We start from the raw sequence: 3,228 nt of genomic DNA, 5'->3' as shown, positions 1-3,228 counted from the left end.
GTTTGGGGGGTGGTTTTTTTCTTCTTGGGGGGGGGGGGGGGGGGGGGGGGGGGGGGGGGGGGCGGCGCCCCCCGCGCGGGGGCCGGTACGCGCCCCCCCCGGCCCCCCCCACGCCTGCAACTGCACCAGCAGCTTCTGGCGGGTCAGCCGGTCCGGCGCGTCGGCCGCGAAGACGCCGTCGAGCCGCTCCAGCTCGGCGAGCAGCGGGGCCGCCGCGGCGGCGCCGTCCTCGGCGAGCCGGTCGCGCAGGTGCCGGGCGAGCGCCACCGGCGTCGGGTAGTCGAACACCACGGCGGCGGGCAGCGGCACGCCGGTGGCGGCGCGGAGCCGGTTGCGCAGCTCCACGGCCGTCATCGAGTCGAAGCCGACCTCGCGGAACGCGCGGTCGGGCTCCAGCCCGCCGTCCCCGGTGTGGCCGAGCACGGTCGCCGCCAGGCCGCCCACGAGGTCGACGAGGACCTCCTCGCGTTCGGCGGGGCCCAGCGGGCGCAGCCGCTCCCGCAGCGCGGTCGCCGCCTCGTCGTCCGCCGGCCGGTGGTCGTCGTCGGCGGGCATCGCCGCCCCCGCCTCGGGGACCCCGGTCAGCAGCGGGCACGGCCGCATCGACGCGAACGTCGGCACGAACCGGTCCCAGCGCACGTCGGCGACCACGAGTTCCGCCTCCGCGCGCAGCGCCTGCCCGAACGCCTCGGCGGCCAGCTCCGGGGGCAGGCCCGGCAGGCCCCGTCGGCGCAGCTGCGCCAGCTCGGCCGACTCGGGGTCGTCGTGCCACGGTCCCCACGCCACGGCGGTGGCCGCCAGGCCGCCGTGCCGCCGGTGCGCGGCGAGGGCGTGCAGCAGCGCGTCGCCGGCGGACTGGCCGGCCCGGCCGCCCGCGCCCCACACCCCCGTGGTGGAGGTGCACAGCACGAACGCGTCGATCGGCTTGTGGGCCAGCTCGTCGGCGTACCCCGGGACGTCGCCCACGGTGGCGGTCAGGTCGGCGGCCAGGCCGGCGAGGGTCAGCTCGGCCAGCGGCACCGAGCCGGTCTCCGCCGGTACGTGCACGAGCGCGGTGACCGGCCGGTCCTCGGCGGCGAGCTGCTCCATCAGGTCGCCGAGCTTGCCGGTGGCGGGCTCGGCCAGCGGAAGCACCTCGGCGCCGTGGCGGCCCAGCCACTCGCTGGTGTGCCGGGCGAGGGCGCCGGACCCGCCGGTGAGCAGGACGGTGCCGTGGGGCCGGTACGTGTCGCCGGTCGCCGGCCGCCCGGTGTCGCGGACCAGCCGCCGGGCGTGCACGCCGGCCTCGCGGACGGCGAGCTGGTCCTCCCCGTCGGCGTTGACCAGCGCCCCGACCAGGGCCGCGTACGCCGCCTCGGCCGGGCCCGCCGGCAGGTCGACGACTCCGCCGACGTGCCGGGGGTGCTCCAGCGCGGCGACGAGGCCGAGGCCCCGCGTGGTGGCCTGCGTCGGGTGCGCGACCGGTTCGTCGGCGACGGCGACGGCCCCGGCGGTGGCCAGCCACAGCGGCACGGCCGGGCCGGAGCGGCCGGTGTGCGCCTGCACGAGCAGCAGGTTCGCCGCGAGGCCGGTCGGCAGCGCGGTCTGCTCCGGGTGCGGCGCCTCGTCCAGCGCCAGCAGGGAGAGCAGTCCCGTCGGCCGGTGGGCGGCGGTGAGCCGGTCGAGGTCGGCGGCGAGGCCGTCGCGGGTGGCGGTGGCCGGGTCGACGGTCAGCAGGTGCGCCGTCGCCCCGCCGGCCGTCAGCGCGGCCAGCACCCGGTCGGTCACCTGGTGCGGCGGGGCCACCACCAGCCACGTGCCCGGGTCGGCGCCGGTCAGCGCCCGGCGTTCCCAGGTGATCCGGTACCGCCAGCCGGCCAGGGTGCCGTCGAGGCGCTGGCGGCGCCGCCACGACTTCAGTTCCGGCAGCAGCTCGCGCAGCGGCTGGTCCGGATCGAGGCCGAGGCGGCCCAGGTCGCCGTCGGTGACGGCCCGCCAGAACGCGTCGTCGGCCGGGTCGGCGGCCGGGGTCGGCGCCGCGTCGAGGGTCGGCCAGTAGCGCTGCGGCCGGAACGCGTACGTGGGCAGCTCGGGCAGCCGGCGGGGGTCCGGGCGGGGACCGGCCGGCGCGGCGAGCACCGCCGCCCAGTCGACGTCCCGGCCGCCGCCGTCCAGGACGGCCAGCGCGGACAGCAGGGCGACCGGCTCGTCGACGCCGGCACGCAGCGCCGCCACGGCCGTCCCGTCGTCCTCGCCGGGCAGCAGGCCGGCGGTCATCGCCGTCAGCACCGCCTGCGGGCCGAGCTCGAGGAAGGTGTCGACGCCCGCGGCGCGCAGCGCGGCGATCCCGTCGGCGTACCGGACGGCCTCCCGCACGTGCCGCACCCAGTAGTCGGGCGTACGGATCTCGTCGGGCTCGGCGAGCCGCCCGGTCACGTTCGACACGATCGGCAGCAGCGGCGCGGCGAACGTCAGCCCGTCGAGGACGGCCCGGAAATCGGCCAGCATCGGCTCCATCAGCGGGCTGTGGAACGCGTGGCTGACCCGCAGCCGGCGGGTGCGTACGCCTCGCTCCCGCCAGGTCCGCTCCAGCCCGTCGAGGGCGTCGACGGCCCCGGCGAGGACCACGGCGGTGGGGCCGTTGACGGCGGCGACGCCGACCCGGTCGCCCAGCCCGGCCAGGGACTCGGCCACGGCCGCCTCGTCGGCGGCGACGGCGAGCATCCCGCCCCCGGCGGGCAGGGCCTGCATGAGCCGGCCCCGGGCGGCCACCAGCGTGGCGGCGTCGGCGAGGGACAGCACGCCGGCGACGTGCGCGGCGGTGATCTCGCCGACCGAGTGCCCGCCGACGTGCCCCGGCACCACCCCGAACGACTCGACGAGGCGGAACAGGGCCACCTCCAGGGCGAACAGCCCCGCCTGGGTGAACGCCGTCTCGTCGAGCAGCGCGGCCTCGGCGCTGCCGTCGGCCGCGAACAGCACCGGCCTCAGCGGCTGCGGCAGCTCGGGGTCCAGCGCCGCGCAGACCTCGTCGAGGGCCGCCGCGAAGACACCGAACGTGTCGTACAGCTGCCGGCCGGCGCCGGCGCGCTGGGCGCCCTGGCCGGAGAAGAGGATCGCGAGGCCGCCCGCGCGCCGCCGGGCGGTGACCAGCGCGGGGTGGTCCTCCCCGCCGGCCAGGGCCCGCAGCGCGGCCAGCCGGGTCGCCCGGTCGGCGGCGACCACGGTGGCCCGCCGGCCGAGGCGGGC

General features: G+C 79.3%; 1 protein-coding gene. It reads right to left on the bottom strand.

Going from position 1 to position 3,228, the window contains the following annotated elements; translation table 11 throughout:
* Positions 1 to 3,228: acyltransferase domain-containing protein (locus ACWENR_RS30180; protein WP_452280339.1), on the bottom strand; the 3,228-nt coding region annotated here is incomplete at both ends.

Source organism: Micromonospora sp. NPDC004336, assembly GCF_053602615.1.
Note: the sequence above shows the minus strand (reverse complement) of the source record. Positions and strands in the feature narration are given on the sequence as shown.